Annotated in this window: 13 protein-coding genes and 2 pseudogenes; 7 read left to right on the top strand and 8 right to left on the bottom strand. The window is 58.0% G+C overall.

What is annotated here, in order from left to right; genetic code table 11:
- The first annotated feature begins 28 nt into the window (after positions 1 to 28).
- From ychF to PVA19_RS08600, 4 genes and pseudogenes are all read left to right on the top strand, one after another.
- The gene (gene ychF, locus PVA19_RS08615) at positions 29 to 1,132 is read left to right on the top strand and encodes a redox-regulated ATPase YchF (protein ID WP_062426390.1); all 1,104 of its coding nucleotides are present in this window, start codon (positions 29 to 31) and stop codon (positions 1,130 to 1,132) included.
- 367 nt (positions 1,133 to 1,499) lie between these two features.
- Positions 1,500 to 1,955: a MaoC family dehydratase gene (locus tag PVA19_RS08610; protein WP_062426389.1), complete on the top strand. Its 456-nt coding sequence runs from the start codon at positions 1,500 to 1,502 to the stop codon at positions 1,953 to 1,955.
- Entirely contained in the window at positions 1,952 to 2,419 is a 468-nt protein-coding gene (locus tag PVA19_RS08605; protein ID WP_113225195.1) for a MaoC family dehydratase, read from the top strand. The genes PVA19_RS08610 and PVA19_RS08605 overlap by 4 nt, the downstream gene beginning before the upstream one ends.
- A gap of 30 nt (positions 2,420 to 2,449) precedes the next feature.
- Positions 2,450 to 2,818, top strand: a pseudogene (locus PVA19_RS08600) (class I SAM-dependent methyltransferase); the annotation flags it as partial.
- A gap of 266 nt (positions 2,819 to 3,084) precedes the next feature.
- On the opposite strand, the gene PVA19_RS08595 reads toward PVA19_RS08600, so the two are convergent.
- From PVA19_RS08595 to petA, 5 genes and pseudogenes are all read right to left on the bottom strand, one after another.
- Complete coding sequence (locus tag PVA19_RS08595; RefSeq protein ID WP_113225196.1) at positions 3,085 to 3,627, bottom strand: adenine phosphoribosyltransferase; 543 nt, start codon at positions 3,625 to 3,627, stop codon at positions 3,085 to 3,087.
- An 85-nt stretch (positions 3,628 to 3,712) separates the two neighbouring features.
- Positions 3,713 to 4,104 (bottom strand): annotated as a pseudogene (locus PVA19_RS22395) (GFA family protein).
- Positions 4,105 to 4,178: 74 nt separating this feature from the next.
- Positions 4,179 to 5,087, bottom strand: a complete 909-nt coding sequence (locus tag PVA19_RS08590) for a cytochrome c1 (RefSeq protein WP_274102273.1) — start codon at positions 5,085 to 5,087, stop codon at positions 4,179 to 4,181.
- A gap of 21 nt (positions 5,088 to 5,108) precedes the next feature.
- Positions 5,109 to 6,392: a cytochrome b gene (locus PVA19_RS08585; RefSeq protein ID WP_062598688.1), complete on the bottom strand. Its 1,284-nt coding sequence runs from the start codon at positions 6,390 to 6,392 to the stop codon at positions 5,109 to 5,111.
- A 13-nt stretch (positions 6,393 to 6,405) separates the two neighbouring features.
- A complete protein-coding gene (gene petA, locus PVA19_RS08580) occupies positions 6,406 to 6,984 on the bottom strand; it encodes a ubiquinol-cytochrome c reductase iron-sulfur subunit (RefSeq protein WP_062426384.1) in 579 nt (192 codons plus the stop codon).
- A gap of 310 nt (positions 6,985 to 7,294) precedes the next feature.
- Between petA and PVA19_RS08575 the strand changes: the two genes are divergently transcribed.
- Positions 7,295 to 8,245: an endonuclease/exonuclease/phosphatase family protein gene (locus PVA19_RS08575; RefSeq protein WP_274102029.1), complete on the top strand. Its 951-nt coding sequence runs from the start codon at positions 7,295 to 7,297 to the stop codon at positions 8,243 to 8,245.
- Between the two features lie 362 nt (positions 8,246 to 8,607).
- Positions 8,608 to 10,932 carry a methyl-accepting chemotaxis protein gene (locus tag PVA19_RS08570; RefSeq protein WP_274102272.1) on the top strand — a complete coding sequence of 775 codons (2,325 nt, stop codon included), beginning with the start codon at positions 8,608 to 8,610 and terminating at the stop codon, positions 10,930 to 10,932.
- 157 nt (positions 10,933 to 11,089) lie between these two features.
- Here the strand turns inward: PVA19_RS08570 and PVA19_RS08565 are convergent, their stop codons facing one another.
- The 3 genes from PVA19_RS08565 to PVA19_RS08555 form a co-directional block, all read right to left on the bottom strand.
- Positions 11,090 to 12,952 (bottom strand): ABC transporter ATP-binding protein, encoded by a 1,863-nt coding sequence (locus tag PVA19_RS08565; RefSeq protein WP_274102028.1) that lies wholly within the window; start codon positions 12,950 to 12,952, stop codon positions 11,090 to 11,092.
- Positions 12,953 to 13,118: 166 nt separating this feature from the next.
- Positions 13,119 to 15,047, bottom strand: coding sequence for a methyl-accepting chemotaxis protein (locus tag PVA19_RS08560; RefSeq protein WP_337993148.1), 1,929 nt, complete (start codon positions 15,045 to 15,047; stop codon positions 13,119 to 13,121).
- 211 nt (positions 15,048 to 15,258) lie between these two features.
- Positions 15,259 to 17,115: an ABC transporter ATP-binding protein gene (locus tag PVA19_RS08555; RefSeq protein ID WP_062426380.1), complete on the bottom strand. Its 1,857-nt coding sequence runs from the start codon at positions 17,113 to 17,115 to the stop codon at positions 15,259 to 15,261.
- 415 nt (positions 17,116 to 17,530) lie between these two features.
- Here PVA19_RS08555 and PVA19_RS08550 point away from each other — a divergent pair, with 415 nt between their 5' ends.
- A complete protein-coding gene (locus tag PVA19_RS08550) occupies positions 17,531 to 17,992 on the top strand; it encodes a tRNA (cytidine(34)-2'-O)-methyltransferase (protein WP_274102025.1) in 462 nt (153 codons plus the stop codon).
- Positions 17,993 to 18,168 lie beyond the last annotated feature (176 nt).

The following is an 18,168-nucleotide window of genomic DNA, read 5'->3' as shown; positions in this document are numbered from 1 at the left end:
ATTCAAAAGTCAAAGACAGGTTTAAGCCATGGGCTTCAAATGCGGTATCGTCGGCCTGCCGAATGTCGGCAAGTCTACCCTCTTCAACGCGCTGACAAAAACGGCAGCAGCACAGGCGGCAAACTATCCCTTCTGCACCATCGAGCCGAACACCGGTGAAGTCGCCGTGCCGGATGCCCGCATGCGCGTTCTGGCCGACATTGCCGGCTCGAAGGAAATCATCCCGACCCGCATCTCATTCGTCGATATCGCCGGTCTCGTGCGCGGCGCATCGAAGGGCGAAGGCCTCGGCAACAAGTTCCTGGCCAACATCCGCGAAGTGGACGCCGTCGTTCACGTGCTGCGCTGCTTTGAAGATGACGACATTACCCATGTCGAAGGCCGCATCAACCCGGTCGGCGATGCCGACACGATCGAAACCGAGCTGATGCTTGCCGATCTGGAAAGCCTGGAGCGCCGCGTCGAACAGACCCGCAAGCGCGCCACGTCCAAGGACAAGGAATCGCTCGCGCAATTGCCGGTCATGGAAGCGGTCATCAAGCTTCTCAACGAAGGCAAGCCTGCCCGCCTTCTGCTGAAGACGCTGGCAGCCGATGAGATCGAAGTCCTCAAGGGCCTGAACCTTCTGACCTCGCATCCAGTCCTCTACGTCTGCAACGTGGCGGAAGCCGATGCCGTCGATGGCAACGAACACACCAAGGCCGTTGCCGAAATGGCAAAGGCGCAAGGTGCCGAATGCGTCATCATTTCCGCAGCGATCGAATCCGAAGTTGCACAGCTGCCGGAAGACGAATCCAAGGAATTCCTGTCGGCACTCGGCCTTGAAGAGGCTGGCCTCGACCGGCTGATCCGCGCCGGTTACCACCTCCTCGATCTCATCACCTACTTCACCGTAGGCCCGAAGGAATGCCGCGCCTGGACCATCGTTCGCGGCACCAAGGCCCCGCAGGCCGCAGGCGTCATCCACACCGATTTCGAGCGCGGCTTCATCCGCGCCTTCACCATCGGCTATGACGACTACGTCGCCTATAAGGGCGAAGTCGGCGCCAAGGAAGCTGGCAAGGGCCGCGATGAAGGCAAGGAGTATGTCGTTCAGGACGGCGACGTCATCCACTTCCGCTTCAACACCTGATCGAGTCTCGCCGCAGGTGGCGAAACACCTGCGGCGCTCGGACGGCCGCAAAAGTTCCTGCCGTCCTCTGCGTCACCCGCGCTTTAATCGAGGCTTGTGTGGGTAGCGCTCGACAGAAGCGCACTTGCCCGTGAGAGGAAGCATCATTTACAGCTTCTCATGCGGGGCGCCTCAGCGCCTCTCACCCATCATCGATTTTCATTAACCCGTAACCGATCTGACCTTTACGTAAAGGGAACATTTGCGTTAGCTTGCAGTCGGAACGTGTTTGGAAACCTGACGCAAAGGTGCGCGACATGCATCGCGAAATCGACCTGTCGGGGTGTCCAGACCGGCTCTGAGCATCACGGGACGGAGGAGTAAGCTCGTGAAATACAGTTTCGACGATTTTGCGCCCGGGCGCAGCTTTCCGCTTGGGCCAAAAACGGTGACGGCGGAAGAGATCATTGAATTCGCAATGGAATTCGATCCGCAGCCCATGCATCTTTCGGAAGAAGCCGGCAAGGCCAGCATTCTGGGCGGCCTCGCCGCCTCCGGTTGGCACACATGCGGCATGCTGATGCGCATGACGGTAGATAGCTACATCGGTCAATCGAGCGCCCACGCCGGACTTGGCGTTGATTTTGTCGAATGGAAGAAGCCGGTTCTGGCGGGCGACACGTTGACGGGCTCCTCGACGGTTGTCGAACGTCGCGTGTCGAAATCCAGGCCTGACCGGGGCGTCGTCAAGCTCCGTCATGAACTGCAAAATCAGCACGGCGACACGGTCTGCATTGTCGAATTGAATGCCATGCTGGCGACATCGGCGGAGGCGACGCCATGAAGTTCACCGAACTTTACCCCGTGGGCCACAAACTCGAACTCGGAACGGTCCACTTCTCGGCCGAGTCGATCATTCGCTATGCCGAAAAATTCGATCCGCAGCCATTCCACCTGAGTGAAGAAGGGGCAAAGAACTCCGTTTTCGAAGGTCTTTGTGCCTCCGGCTGGCAGACAAGCGCATCTTGGATGAAGTGTTTCCTGAATTACTGGACGAGGGAAGTGAAGCGGCTGACGAGCGAAGGCATTGAACCACCGAAGCTCGGTCCCTCCCCGGGCATCGCCAACCTCAAATGGTTGCACCCGGTCTATGCCGGCGACGACGTAACCTATTTCGCCACCCTTCTCGCTACCCGCCCCCTCGCCTCGCGGCCCGGCCTGCTGCTGAACACGACGCTGAACGAAGGCGTCAACCAGCATGGCGAGCTCGTGGTCACGTTTGAAAGCAAGGTGCTGGAGTTCGAGTGAAGGTAACGCAGCAGGCAGGATCACCGGCGGATGACAGATGTTCTGAAAGGCTACGCAGAGGCAGCGACCCCCGAACTCATATCTCGCTTCGATAGTTTGGACTGCCGCGAGGTCTACGCGCCCGTTTTGGATTTACTGCCCATCCGTCCTGTCAGGATTGCTGATATCGGTGCCGGAACCGGTCGCGATGCCGCCTGGTTCGCGAGCCAAGGCCACGAAGTATTGGCGGTGGAGCCTGTCAGTGAACTGCGCGAGCCTGGCATGCGCCTGCATCCATCCGAGAGAATCAGATGGCTTAGTGACCGCTTGCCAGCTCTCAATAAAACCCTCGCCTACGCGCCCTTCAATCTCATCACGCTGTGCGGAGTATGGCACCATATCGAAATCGAACAACGCCAGCGCGCCTTGGAAGTCCTGACGCGCATGATGGAAGAAGGCGGGCTGCTGATTATGTCTCTACGGCATGGTCCGTCGCCGGCAGGACGCCCATCCTACCCAATCCGTCCTGACGAAGCCATCGCCCAGGCGGAGAAGGCAGGGCTTGGCCTAATCAGGGCCTTGGAAACCGATTCGATTCAAGCAGGCAATCGAGCTTCAGGTGTTACTTGGACCTGGATCGTCCTGAAAAAATCCATACCAAAACCTAAGCAGTCGCCTCCTCAGGATCAGTGCCCGGAGAACTCCACGAGCGTCCGCACCTCGACGCCGAGTTCTTCCAGCTTCTTGCGACCGCCAAGATCGGGAAGGTCGATGACGAAGCATGCCGAGACGATCTCGGCGCCCATCTGCCGCAATAGCTTCACGGCACCCTCGGCCGTTCCGCCGGTTGCAATTAGGTCATCCACCAGAATGACTTTCTCGCCCGGCTGGACCGCATCCACATGCATTTCCATCTCGTCGACGCCATATTCGAGGCTATAGGCAACACGCACCGTTGTGTGCGGCAGCTTGCCCTTCTTGCGGATCGGCACGAAGCCGGTGGAAAGCTGGTGCGCCATGGCGCCGCCCAGAATGAAGCCACGCGCTTCGATGCCGGCGATCTTGTCGACCTTGGTGCCCGCATAGGGATTGACGAGTTCATCCACGGCGCGGCGGAAGGCACGCGGATTGCCGAGAAGCGTGGTGATGTCGCGAAAGATGATGCCGGGCTTCGGATAGTCGTTGATGGAGCGAATGGCGTCAGCAAGTTCCGAGGCAATAGCGGTCATGATATGTCCAGTTGATGTGGCAGATTGGAAAGTTGCCGTACCTTATCAAGTTGATGTCGGCGAACCAACGAAAAAGGCACGGCCCTTATTCGCCCGTCGTCATGCTCGGCATTTTGGCCCATACCGGGCAGACATCTTCGAAAGAATGGGTGTGAGGCCGTAACGCCTCATCCTCACGATCGTCAAAACTTGCCCAGACAAGCGCAACGACAGGCTCATCGTCGATTGCGCCCAGCGTGCTGCCGCAGGCGGCGCAAAAGGCACGGCTGGAGTAATCGGAGGAACGATAGGTCGATGGCGCACCGCCGGACCCGATCCAGAGACATCGTCCGCGTTGAACTCCACCCAGGTGAGGCTGGTCGCACCGGAGTGCCGCTGGCAGATCTCGCAGGAGCACGTGTGAGCATTGCGCGGCACGGCCCTGGTTTCAAAGCGGATCGAGCCACACAAACATCCACCGGTTCGGATTCTCGTCATCGAGCGCTCCCACGCGTCACAAAAAAAGCCCCGCGGGTGACCGCGGGGCTCTTACGCAGATCATGCGAAAGCTATCAGTGCTCTTTTCGCGAATAAACCGACTTCTTCGTGAGGTAGATCAGCACCGTGAAGATGAACAGGAATATCATCACCATGAAGCCCGTGCGCTTACGCTGTTCCAGATGGGGCTCGGCAGCCCACATCAGGAAGGCCGAGATGTCTCTGGAATATTGCTCCAGCGTCTGGGGCGTACCATCATCGTAGGTCACCTGATCGTTGCTGATGGGCGGAGCCATTTTCAACGATGTAGCGCTGCCGAAATACGGATTGAAGTGCGTGCCTTCCGGAACCTTGTAGTCCGTACCATCCGGGTTCTTGATGCCGGGCGGCGGCTCCTGATATCCCGTCAGTAGCGCGTGGATGTAATCCGGGCCACCTTCCTGATAACCGCCGACGATCGGAATCATGTCGATGATGAACTGCGGGAAACCGCGTTCAACACCGCGTGCCTTGGCAAGCAGCGACATGTCCGGAGGGGCAGCGCCGCCATTGGAGGCAGCCGCCGCTTCCTTGTTCGGATATGGCGACGGGAAGTGGTCGGAAGGCACGGCCTTGCGGGTGAACATTTCACCGTCGGCATTCGGACCGTCCTGCACTTCATATTCCGCAGCGAAAGCCTTGACCTGATCTTCCGAGTAACCGAGGCCCTCAAGCGTACGGAAGGAAACCAGGCTCATGGAGTGGCAGGCGGAACAGACTTCCTTGTAGATCTTCAGGCCGCGCTGCAACTGACCCTTGTCATATTTGCCGAAGGGACCGGCAAAGGACCACGTCTCCTCATGCGGCTTCAGGATGGGGAAGTGCCCGCCTGCAATCGCATGGGTCGCCTTCGACGCGAGATCGTCATGGCCTTCTTCTGCCACGGCGGCGGTAAACCCGCCGAGAGCGGCCATGAGCGCGATGCCCGTTACAAGCTTCTTCATTGTCATCATTCTCTCCCGCACTCAGATCTTCACGCCGGCAGGCGCGTCTGTGGTCGCCTTGGCGTTCTTTTCAAGAACGGCCTCGGTGATCGAATTCGGGATTCGCCTTGGCGTCTCGAACAGGCCGAGAAGAGGCATGATGAGGAGGAAGAAGCCGAAGTAGTAGAGCGTACCCAACTGCGACATCGTCACATAAAGGCCTTCTGCGGGGCGCGAGCCGAGCCAGCCGAGCATGATGGCATTGGCGACGAAGATCCAGAAGAACAGCTTGTACCAGGGGCGATAGACCGCAGAGCGAACCTTGGATGTATCAAGCCATGGCAGGAAGAAGAGCACGACGATCGCACCGAACATCACCAGAACGCCACCGAGCTTGGAGTCGATCGGGCCGACATTGAAGGTGATGGCGCGCAGCATGGCGTAGAAGGGAAGGAAGTACCATTCCGGCACGATGTGGGCCGGCGTCTTCAGCGCGTCCGCCATGATGTAGTTGTCGGGGTGGCCCAGAAAGTTCGGCATGTAGAAGACGAACCAGGCATAGCCGATCAGGAAAATCGACACGCCAAGCGCATCCTTCAGCGTCGCATAGGGCGTGAAGGGAACGGTGTCCGTCTTGCTCTTGACCTCGACGCCCGTGGGGTTTGTCTGGCCGGTCACGTGCAGCGCCCAGATATGCAGGATGACGACGCCGGCAATCATGAAGGGCAGCAGGTAGTGCAGCGCAAAGAAGCGGTTCAGCGTCGGCTGATCGACAGCGAAGCCACCGAGCAGGAATTGCTGGATCCACTCACCCACCAGCGGGAAGGCGGTGAAGAAGCCGGTGATAACGGTCGCACCCCAGAAGGACATCTGGCCCCAAGGCAGAACGTAACCCATGAAGCCGGTTGCCATCATCAGAAGAAAGATGACGCAGCCGAGAATCCAGAGGATTTCACGTGGAGCCTTGTAGGAACCGTAATAGAGACCGCGGGCAATATGCAAATAGACCGCGATGAAGAAGAAGGACGCGCCATTGGCGTGCATGTAGCGCAACAGCCAGCCATGGTTCACGTCGCGCATGATCTTCTCGACGGAGGTGAAGGCGACCGTCGTATCAGCAGCATAATGCATGGCAAGCACCACGCCCGTCAGGATCTGCACGATCAGCATGACGGCGAGCATGGCACCGAAGGTGTATGCGTAGTTCAGATTGCGCGGAACCGGATAGGCCACGAAGCTGTCATAGATCATACGCGGCAGCGGAAGGCGGGAATCGACCCATCTCTCGATGCCGGTCGATGGCTGGTAACTGGAATGACCACTCATTTCATCTGTCCCCTTATCCGATTCTGATCACGGTATCGGATGTGAATGCGAAGGTCGGAATATGCAGGTTTTCCGGCGCCGGACCTTTGCGAATGCGGCCCGCCGTATCGTAGTGCGAGCCATGGCAGGGACAGAACCATCCGCCGAAATCGCCCGCCTGACCAAGCGGAACGCAGCCGAGGTGGGTACAGGAGCCGATCATGACGATCCAGTTTTCCTTGCCCTGACCGGCCGAGCGGTCAATGTCGGTGGCCTGTGCATCGGGCGCAAGGTTGGCGTTGCGGGCAACCGGATCCTTCAGCTGAGCCAGTTGAACGGCATTGGCCTCCTGAATTTCCTTCTCGGTGCGGTTGCGGATGAAGATCGGCTTGCCGCGCCACTTGACGGTCAGCGACATGCCAGGCTCGACGCTGGCAACATTAACTTCGATGGAAGCGAGTGCGAGCGTGGACGCATCAGGGCGCATCTGGTCGATGAAAGGCCATGCAACGGCGGCGGCGCCAACGGCACCGGCCATACCCGTCACAAGGTAAAGAAAATCGCGACGGGTGGGCTCACCCGACGCGTCATGGTCATTTACGTGCTCGCTCACCGCTACACCATCCTCTGCGCTAATTTCGTTGAAAATCGCATGAGTCCTCCCGCTCCGATTTGATCCAAGACAAACTCCATCCCCAGCGTCTTGGTCATGCATGCGCGAAGATAAAATCGCGCTTATATGTGTGATCGCAAAATATGCCCGACCTTGGCAAGAGGAAAGCACACAAAGCTGCCGTAATTTCGCCTTGAGCCGCATCTTTTTCGTCCGTTTTTGTCAGCCGGCTGTCCATCCAGCAACATTGTGTGCGGGCATGGGCCGTGCTAAGCGACATCCGGGAGCGCGAGAAGACGGGAATTTAAGCGTGAAAGCACGGCTCACCTGCATCGCCTCGACTGCGATCCTTGCGGCGCTTTTTTCCATAAGCTTCAGATATATCTATGATTTCTGGCTGCTCGCTTTCGTCACCAGCTTCCAGCTTCATATAGCGCTTCTGGCGTCGTTTGCCTCGGCAATCTGCCTTTGGGCATTGCGCTCGCGGCTGTTTGTCGCCCTTCTGGCCTGGTCGCTGGTTCTCACTGCGCATGGCGTCATCATGCAACAGGATTTCTCCACAGACGGGATTCATTCGTCATCGGCCAAGCCGTTCCGGCTGTTGTCCTTCAATGTGCTGAGAGAAAACCGCAGAAGCGCCGAATCAATTGCCGATGCCATCGTCGCCTCGCAGGCGGACGTGGTCTACGTCATGGAAGCAGCGGCCCTGCGAAGCGTCCTCCCCCGGCTTTCCCAGATCTATCCCTATCGTTTGGGTTGCGGCATCGCTGTCAGCGACTGCGATCTTCTTATGCTGTCGAAAAGACCGCTCATCGATGGCAAGATCGGCAGCCTCAGCTACGTCAGCCAGGAACGGGCAGGCCTTGCCCATATCGACCTTGAGGGCATAACGCTGACGCTTGCGCAGGTTCATCTGACAAAACCGTACTTCGACAAATATCATAGCGAAGAACTGAGCAAGCTTTCAGACATACTGGGCCAGATAGAGGGACCACTCATTCTCGGTGGTGATTTCAACTCCGCCAGCATCGTCCCCGATATGCGGGAGTTCATGGCGCAAACGCGCCTCCAGAAAGCGCCGTGGGAACCGGCAACATGGCCGATCCGCGCCGGACGCTTCGGCATCGCCATCGATCATATCTTCGCTCGCAAGCCAGCGACGCTGATGAGCGTCAAGCGTCTGCCAGACAATTTCGGCTCGAACCATTACGGGCTGATTGCCGACTTCATGATTACTGCCAAGACAGTCGACAGCGACTGACACCTCGCTCTATTCGAAAATCATCGAAATTCAAAGTATATCGAAGGAAATCTAAGTATTTCCCGAAATTTACTTATTCGGGAATCGGCACAGCTGACTTTTGCTGCCCCGCCTGATCGTTCGAAAAACGGCACAAATCCAGGCAATGTCCGTCTTACTTTTCGTCCCAAACAAGGAAAGTGAATTCCTCATCTCGTCCCACTAAAACAAAGCACGACGACCCTGCGTTTAACAATACGCAATACAATTAATTATTTTTTTAAAAATTATAAGTAATAAATATTCCGTAATATCGTCTCGCGCCTATGTGTTCAGCTTAGACGAATGTAGAAATTGTTTACCCATCCTGGGAGAGTTCTGTGCTGGTTCCAAAAACTGCAATTGCCCGAAATATGTTTGCTATTGTCGCCACCGGGGTTGCAACCACCGTAGCAACGGCAAGCATTCTGCTTTGGATGTCGTATCGCACGGTCGAGGAGCGTTCGGTTTCGGAAATGGTTGCCAATGCCCATTCCAGCGCCGAAAAAGTGCAGACCCATTTTGCCAGCATCAAGACGCTCGCCTGGAACATGCGGTCCTCGCTTTACGCAATGAAGCGGACTGGCACACCGAACCGCGATGGCATGACGGCATTCATGGAACGTCTTCTTTCGGACAACACTGCATTCGGCCTCAGCACGGGTTGGGAGCCCAACGCCTTCGACGGCAAGGACGCAGATTACGTAAACAAGCCGGGTCACGACGCGACGGGTCGCTTCATTCCTTATGTCGCGCGCGTCGATGGTAAGGTCACGCTCATGCCGCTGGTCGACTACGAAAAGCCCGGCGATGGCGACTACTATCTGGTGCCGAAGTCGAACGGCAAGGACATGCTCACCGAACCTTACGACTACAAGGTCGGTGACAAGGTGGTCAACATGACCTCCTTCATGACGCCGGTGATGATTGACGGCAAGTTTGCTGGCGTCGTTGGCGTCGATAGCGCGCTCGACGCTCTGGCCAGCGAGATGGCTAAGTTGAAGCCGTTGGGAGAGGGTTATGTCGCACTGCTGAGCCAGAAGGGCAATATAGTCAGCCATCCAGACAAGGCTACGCTGGGCAAGGCGCTTAAGGATTCCGGTCTCGATGCACAGGCTTGGCAGGCTTTGATCGCCAATCCGGAAAAGCCGCTGGAGATCGCCGACAAGGATGGTACGCCCTATCTCTCGGTCGCGGTCCCGGTTCCACTTGCTGAAGGCGCCACATGGTTTACCGTCGTCAGCGTTCCGAAAGCTGTCGTCTTTGCCGAGGTCACATCGCTTGCTATAACCTCCATTATCATCATCGCGACTGCCGCTGGGCTAATGGTTGTTGTAGGCTGGTTGCTGGCAACGCGCATGCGCAAACGTCTGGACAAAGTTATCGTAGCCACCAGCGAAATCGCTCGCGGCAAAACGGATGTAGATCTCTCGCAATCAGTTCACAAGGATGAAATCGGCGAGATGGCCCGTTCGCTGGCTGTGCTGCGCGATGCGACCCTCGCCAAGACCCGCCTGGAGACCGAGGCCGAACGTGACCGCGCAATAAGCGAAGCAGAACGTCGCGAGCGCGCCGAAGAAGCTGCCGAGCGCGAGCGTCAGACGCGTGCCGCCGTCGAAGCGCTGGCCGAAGGCCTGAACAAGCTCGCAGAAGGTGACATGACCCACAGGATCGATACCGCCTTCGCAGGCTCCCTCGATCAGCTACGCCATGATTTCAACGCTGCAGTGATGAAACTCCAGGCCGCCCTGCGCTCGGTTGGCGATAACGCCAATGCGATCCGCGCCGGTTCGTCGGAAATTCGATCGGCCTCCGACGATCTGGCCAAACGTACGGAACAGCAGGCGGCATCTGTCGAGGAAACTGCGGCAGCATTCGAGGAAATTTCCACGACACTGCGGGATGCCACCAAACGCGCCGAAGACGCAGGCTTGCTTGTCGAGCAGACAAGGCTCGGTGCGGAGACGTCGGGAGCAGTTGTCCAGCGTGCCGTGGACGCGATGTCCGGCATCGAGTCCTCATCTAGAGAAATTTCCAACATCATCGGCGTCATCGATGAAATCGCCTTCCAGACGAACCTTCTTGCGTTGAACGCAGGTGTGGAAGCCGCACGTGCTGGCGAAGCAGGCAAGGGCTTTGCCGTCGTTGCCCAGGAAGTGCGCGAACTGGCGCAGCGCTCTGCCAATGCCGCCAAAGAGATCAAGGCGCTGATTACCAAATCAGGAACCCAGGTGACATTGGGCGTGGAACTTGTTGGTGAGACCGGCAATTCCCTGCTTCAGATCATCAATCAGGTTCAGGAAATCGACCGGAACGTGACAGCGATCGTCTTGTCGTCACGCGAACAGTCGACGGCCCTGAAAGAAGTCAGCGAAGCGGTCAATAACATCGATCAGGCAACGCAGAAGAATGCTGCAATGGTGGAAGAACAGACCGCCGCGAGCCACTCGCTCGCAAGCGAGGCAGATGAGCTGACCCGGCTGATATCGCAGTTTCGGATCGGGAACACTCAGGTTTCCGAGGCAGCACGTCCGGTCGCCGCCTCAGCAACGGAACATCCCCCCATCGCCTCCGCTGCCCGCGCACTCGGCAACCGTCTCGCCAGTGCCTTTGGCGGCGGCAGAGCCACAGCGTCCAATGCGGCAGCAAAAGAGTGGGAAGAATTCTAATATCTGCAAAACAGAGCAGCAGGGCGGGCTCTGCGAGCGACCGCCCTTTTTTTGCTCATACGATAGTGGCAAAGCTTGAAATGAGAATGGAAGTCATGACGCAGCGGAGCCGCATCTAACCGACGCGTCTCGGATGCCCGGGACTGGGCTCAAGATCTTATTCTCCTTCAGCATCCAGAAACCCACCGGACTGACGCGCCCAGAGGTCCGCGTAAAGCCCGCCGCTCGCTACCAGTTCGCTATGGGTACCCTGCTCGACGATCCGCCCGGCATCCATCACCACCAGCCTGTCGAGCGCGGCGATCGTTGACAGACGATGCGCGATTGCCAGCACCGTCTTGCCCTTCATCAACGCGTCGAGATTGCTCTGGATCGCCGCTTCCACTTCGGAGTCGAGCGCAGACGTCGCCTCGTCCAGAATAAGGATCGGCGCGTCCTTCAGCATGACGCGGGCAATCGCGATGCGCTGACGCTGACCACCGGAAAGCTTGACGCCGCGTTCGCCCACATGGGCGTCGAAGCCCTTGCGGCCTCGCTGGTCTTCGAGCCGCGCGATGAAATCGTCGGCCTGCGCCCGACGTGCGGCTTCCAGCAACTCCTCATCGGTCGCGTCCGTCCGGCCAAACATGATGTTGTCGCGAATGGAGCGGTGCAAAAGCGAGGTATCCTGCGTCACCATGCCGATATGGGCGCGCAACGTCTCCTGTGTCACATGGGCAATATCCTGCCCATCGATCAGGATGCGCCCCTGCTCCACGTCATAGAAGCGCAAAAGCAGATTGACGAGTGTCGACTTGCCGGCGCCCGAGCGCCCCACGATACCGACCTTTTCGCCCGGCGCGATGGTGAGGTTGAGGTGGTCGATGACACCCTTGCCGCGTCCATAGTGGAAGCTGACATCATCGAACTGGACGCTCGGCGTCGTCACCTCGAGCGGCTTTGCGTCCGCCGCATCGACAAGGCCGATCGGCTGCGAGATCAGTTCGGCGGCGTTCTGCACCGTGCCGAAATTGCGCATGATGCCGTTGAACTGCGTCATCAGCCGCCCGAGGAGGAAGTTGAGCCGCAGCACCAAGGCAAGCGTGAAGGCCACAGCACCGGAGCTGATCTTGCCGGATAGCCAGAGATCGATGCAAAGGGCGGCCATCGACGTAATCATGATGCCCGATAGCAGCGCCATGGACGCCCGGACCCCCGTGATGAAGCGGGTAAAGGTCATGGTGGTGCGCTGGAAGGTATCGAAGCCCTGGCGCATATAGCGGTCATTGGCATCAGCGCGGCCAAAGAGGCGCAGCGTCTGGATGTTGCTATAGGCATCTACCATGCGCCCGTTCAGCATGGAGGCGGCTTCCGCGGTCTCGCGCGAATGGAAGCGAATGCGCGGCACGAAATAGCGCGCCAGCATGGAGAAGATGCCGACCCAAAGCACCACCACCAGTCCAAGCCGCCAGTCCAGCCCGCCGATCAGGAAGAGCATTGACACCGAATAGATGCCGACGAACCAGACGCTCTCCATCAGCGACGTAACGAGGTCCCCTGCCGCCTGCCCGCCCGACCAGACCTTGGTGACGATACGACCGGAGAAATCGTTCTGGAAGAAGCTCAGCGATTGCCGCGCGACATGCATATAGGACTGCCAGCGCACAAGGTTGTAGAAACCCGGCGTGATGATCTGCTGATCGACGAGCGCCGTCAGCATGGTAACGACGAAGCGCACCACAGCGATCAGGAACAGCATTCCGATCAGTTCATAGCCGTGGCTCGCCAGCAGGCCAGACCAGCCATCGCCCGGCTTGACGGTCGAAAGAATATCGACGAGCCGCCCGACGAACCAGAAGAGCGCCGCTTCGATCGCCGCCGTCAATCCACCGAGCACCAGCATGGCAAAGAACGGCGCCTTGGCCTGACGGAGATAGAACCAGATGAAAGCGAATGTGCTTTCCGGGGGCCTCAGATCGTCCTTGCGGGCGAAGGGCTCGATCCAGTTTTCGAAATAGTGGAAAACACGGGTGATGATCATATTGATTGTATAGGCGGATTCTTGAGAGGGGCAAAGAACAGGGCAGATTATATTTCGGTAATGCGGCCCCACAAGATCGATCGGTTGTTGGGCCAGAAGTGACCATCTGTAATGAAAAAAGGCGGGAGATGTTCCCGCCCTTAGGATTGATCGGCCCGCAATCTGGTCAGAATTCCGTCCAGCTGTCCTCAGCAACCGCCACCGCCGCAGAACCCCGCCCTGCAAAGGCAGAAGCAAGTCGCTGGCCCATCGCGCGGGCTGGCGATCGTTGTGCCGGCTGGTTGGATGCCTGGACCGGCTGGGAGAGGGGCCGGGCCACAGCCCCCTCTTCCAGCTTGAACTGGGAGAGAAGCGCCATCAGCGAAGCCGCTTGCGTTGCAAGACCATAGGTCGCAGCGCTCGATTGCTCCACCATGGACGCATTCTGCTGCGTGCCCTGGTCCATCTGGTTGACGGCCGAGTTGATTTCAGAAAGCCCGGTGGACTGTTCGCGGGCAGAGGCAACGACGGCTGCCACGTTCCTGTTGATCTCCTGAACCTCCGCCACGATCGCTTCAAGCGCCTGCCCTGTTTCGCCAACCAGCGTCACGCCGTCACGCACCTGCTCGCCGGATCTTGTGATCAAGACCTTGATTTCCTTCGCCGCACTTGCCGAACGCTGGGCAAGCTCGCGCACTTCCTGAGCAACGACGGCAAAGCCCTTGCCCGCTTCCCCGGCCCGGGCTGCCTCCACGCCTGCGTTGAGCGCCAGCAGATTGGTCTGGAAAGCGATGTCGTCGATCACGCCGATAATGTTGCTGATCGCATTCGAAGAGTTCTGGATTTCGGTCATGGCGGTCACGGCTTTCCGCACGACCTCGCCGGATCGTTCGGCACCGGCCCTGGTCTTCGCCACCAGTTCACCGGCATCACCCGCCTTGACGGCGGAATCCTTCACCGCCGTCGTCACCTGCTCAAGCGCTGCAGCGGTTTCCTCCACCGATGCGGCCTGCTGTTCGGTGCGTCTGGAGAGATCATCGGTGGCCGAGCGGATCTCATTGGCGCCAGCATCGATCATTCTCGCATTTTCACCCACCGAGCGAAGTGCTGCCTGCAGCTTTTCGACCGAGTCGTTGAAATTCAGCCGCACACCATCCAACTGGCTGACGAAGGGCGTCTCGAGCCGGAAGGTCATGTCGCCATCGGCAAGGTGCTTCAGGCCATCGGCAAGACCATCCACCGCAAACGTCACGTCCGCAGCCTCCTTCGCCTTCTGCTTCTCGCGCGCCACCCGCTCCTGTTCGCTGAGACTGCGATTGGCTTCCGCTTCCCGCTCAAGTCGCTCACGCTCCAGCGCATTGGCGCGGAAGACGCAGACGGCGGCAGCCATTTCACCGATCTCGTCGCTGCGCTGCCCATGGGGAATGTCTCTTGCGGTATCGCCCGCCGCAAGCGCATTCATCGCCCAGGTAATGTCGGTGATCGGCCTCGCAATCCGGAAGAGCGACAGAAGCGCCGCGCCAATCGCAATGATGCTCACCGCAATGAGAGCCGTCATCGTGGCTTCCAGAGCAAAGTCCGAGGCATCTTTCAGATGCTGATGGGACTGAGCCGTCAAAACCTTGTTCGCGGCAATCAGCGCATTGATGGCCTTGGTCGACGCATCCGCCGCAGGATTCATCCGCGCGGTCCTGAGCGCCATCGCCTCATCCACTTTGGAGGCAGCAAGGAGGCTGACGAACTCGCTGCCCGCCTTCTCGTAATCGCCGACAGCCGCTGAAAGCGCCTCGAAGACGTGCTTTATCTCGGGAACGACCACTGTCGAACCATAAGCGTCGAAGGCCGCCTGCCGCGCCGCGATCGCGGACTGAAGTGGTACGGATGCTTTTTGGACATCGTCCGGCGTTTTGGCGCTGAGAAGAACGGCATATTCCCGGCGCACATCGCCGAAGCTTCGATCCATATCGCCAATAAGAAGTGTGCGCTCAAGCCGGTTCGCCAGCTGTGTGCCCTCCTCTTTCATTATGCTCATGGAATAGATTGCCAGCCCGCCCTGTATCGCTCCCAAGACAATCAACAGCGTGAAGAGTGCAGGCAAAAGAAGTTTAATTTTCATTCTGAACAAGCGCATGACACCCCCAATAGTAGAATAGATATCCGAAAACGAACAATTCAAACTACTATTACGAGTGATTATTAAAGATAATGTTATTGATAAATATCAAGAAAAGAGAAGACACTTCAAAAAAATAAGGTCCCCACATGATGATGCGGGGACCCAATACTTCGGTATACTGATTATGCCAGACTCAGGTTATAGAGACTTCCTATTCGCCCGCTGCTTTCATCTCCGGCTCCTCGTCGGCAATGAAGCCACCGGACTGGCGCTGCCACAGATCGGCATAGATGCCGCCATGGGCCACCAGTTCGGAATGCGTTCCGGCCTCGACGATCTTGCCCTTGTCGAGAATGATCAATCGATCCATCTCGGTCAGTGTCGAAAGCCGATGCGCGATCGCAATCACCGTCTTGCCTTCCATCAGCGCAAACAGGTTTTCCTGGATGGCCTGCTCGACTTCCGAGTCCAGCGCCGAGGTCGCCTCGTCGAGAATGAGGATTGGCGCATTCTTCAAGAACACACGCGCAATCGCGATACGCTGACGCTGACCGCCGGACAGCTTGACGCCGCGCTCGCCAACCTGCGCATCGAGCGCGTGGCGGCCATGCATGTCCACCAGCGTTTCGATGAAGTCCCAGGCATTGGCACGCTTGGCCGCAGCGATGATCTCCTCGTCGCTTGCACCCGGATGACCATAGGCGATGTTGTCGCGAATGGAGCGGTGCAAAAGTGAGGTATCCTGCGTCACCACGCCGATCAGGCTGCGAAGGCTGTCCTGCGACACGTGCGAGATGTCCTGCCCGTCAATGGTGATCCTGCCGCCCTCCAGATCGTAGAAGCGCAACAGAAGATTCATCAGCGTCGTCTTGCCGGCACCGGAGCGCCCGACGAGACCGACCTTTTCACCCGCCTTGATATCCAGCGTCAGCCCATCGATGACACCCTTGTTCTTTCCGTAGTGGAAACGGATGTCGTCGAACAGGATTGCGCCCTTGTGTGCGCTTAAGCTTGGTGCGTTTGCAGCATCGACGATATCGTGCGGCTTGGTCATCATCGACATGCCGTCATAGACGGTGCCGATGTTTTCAAACAGCGCGGTCACTTCCCACATGATCCACTGCGACATGCCGTTGACGCGCATGGCAAGGCTGATGGCAATGGCGACCGAACCGGCGGTCACCGAGCCCTGCATCCAGAAGTAAAGACCAAGGCTCGCCGTCGAGAACATGACGATCGCATTGTTGATGTCGATCAGCATGTTGAAGCCGGAAATCTTGCGCATCTGGCGGTGAACGGTTCCAAGGAACACGTCCATGCCCTCCCGCGCATAAACCTCCTCGCGCCCCGCATGCGAGAACAGCTTGATGGTGGAGATGTTCGTGTAGCTATCCACGATACGGCCCGTCATCATCGAACGCGCATCCGCCTGTTCCTGCGCCAACCGGCCAAGCTTCGGCACGAAATAGGTCAGGATGCACAGATAGATACCGAGCCATGCGAGCAAGGGAATGACCAGGCGCCAGTCGGCGGCCGCCACCATGAACAGCATCGAAATGACGAAGCTGATCGCGTAGACGAAAACGTCGATGATCTTCAATGCCACTTCGCGGATGGCGAGCGCCGTCTGCATGACCTTTGTCGATACGCGCCCCGCAAACTCGTTGGCGAAGAACGTCATGGAGTGGCGCAGCAGATACCGGTGCATCCGCCAGCGCGCGATCATGCCGAAATTGCCGGCCAGCGTCTGATGCATGGTCATGGTGTGGATCGAGCCCATCAATGGCAAGCCGATCAGAACCAGCGCACCCATCCCGACAAGATGCCAGCCCTCATCCGCAAAGAAGGTCTCGCGGTTGGCGGTGGAGAGCCAATCGACGATGCTTCCAAGGAACTTGTAGAGCATGGCTTCGGCAATCGCGATGCCCATGGACATCAGACCAAGCAGAAGAAGCCATGGCCATGCCGGTTTCACGTAGTGCCACATGAAGGCAATCAGCGTCTTCGGCGGTGTCGACGGCGTGGACGAAGGAAATGGATCGAGTCGTTTTTCAAACCAGCCAAACATGAGGCTAAGCTCCGAATAGAATACCCCGAAAGAACATGCGCAATGGACATGAAGCGCCACCGCCAGAACGGGAAAACACATGGAACGCGGCCGTAACAGCCACATGACGAAATTTTAAATCGGAAAAATGCGGGAGACCCGCAAAGACACACCTAGGCCTGAAACGGCACCACAAAGCCCGGGAGGCGATATCGATTGTGCTGATCCATCTGAACCTCCTATGGCTGGTGTTGAAGATGAGGCCTTGTAGCTCAAAATATAATCATTGACCAGATGTAAACGGCTGCACATCCAAGATTGTGTCGTGCACGCGCCAGGTTGTGGTGTTTGAGTGACATCAAGGTAGCCCTTTGACTGGCCATCGAGAGCCCTCCATGCTAACCGCCTCCACCTCGTCGAAAACAGGAACGCCATCATGTCCAACATCAGGATCGCCCTTTATCAGCCGGATATTCCAGGCAATACCGGCACGATCCTGCGGCTTGCGGCCTGTCTTGGCGTCGGCGTCGACATCATCGAGCCCGCAGGCTTCGATATCTCCGACCGCAACCTGAAGCGCGCGGGCATGGATTATATCGCTTCGGCCGCACTCGTTCGCCATGTCAACTGGGAGCGGTTCGAAGAGTGGCGCGCCACAACCGGACGGCGCCTGGTCCTGGCGTCCACAAAGGCTGCCCTGCCCTATACGAAGGTGGAGTACCGACAGGACGATATCCTGCTCTTTGGTCGGGAGAGCGCCGGGGTGCCTGACCACGTGCATGACAAGGCGGATGAGCGGGTTCTGATCCCGATGGTGGAAGGCCAGCGTTCGATCAACGTCGCCATGTCGGCGGCAATGATCACCGGCGAAGTTCTTCGTCAAACATTTTGGCCATAAATTTCAGGAAATTCTGAAAAGATTGTTTCAGAAACCTCTGTACCACTGAACTTTTCGTCCCTATGTTGGTTAGCCAACGAAAGATTTCCCGCTCGATTTCTTCCTGCCCGCCGCACGCGCTCGGCGACGAAGACCTCGTGCAAGGCTATTCTTCGATCATGACCGAATAGACGGAA

Origin of the sequence: Agrobacterium sp. CNPSo 3708 (genome assembly GCF_028674915.1) — a bacterium.
Lineage (GTDB): Bacteria > Pseudomonadota > Alphaproteobacteria > Rhizobiales > Rhizobiaceae > Agrobacterium > Agrobacterium cavarae.
This window is presented reverse-complemented; position numbering and strand designations above follow the sequence as displayed.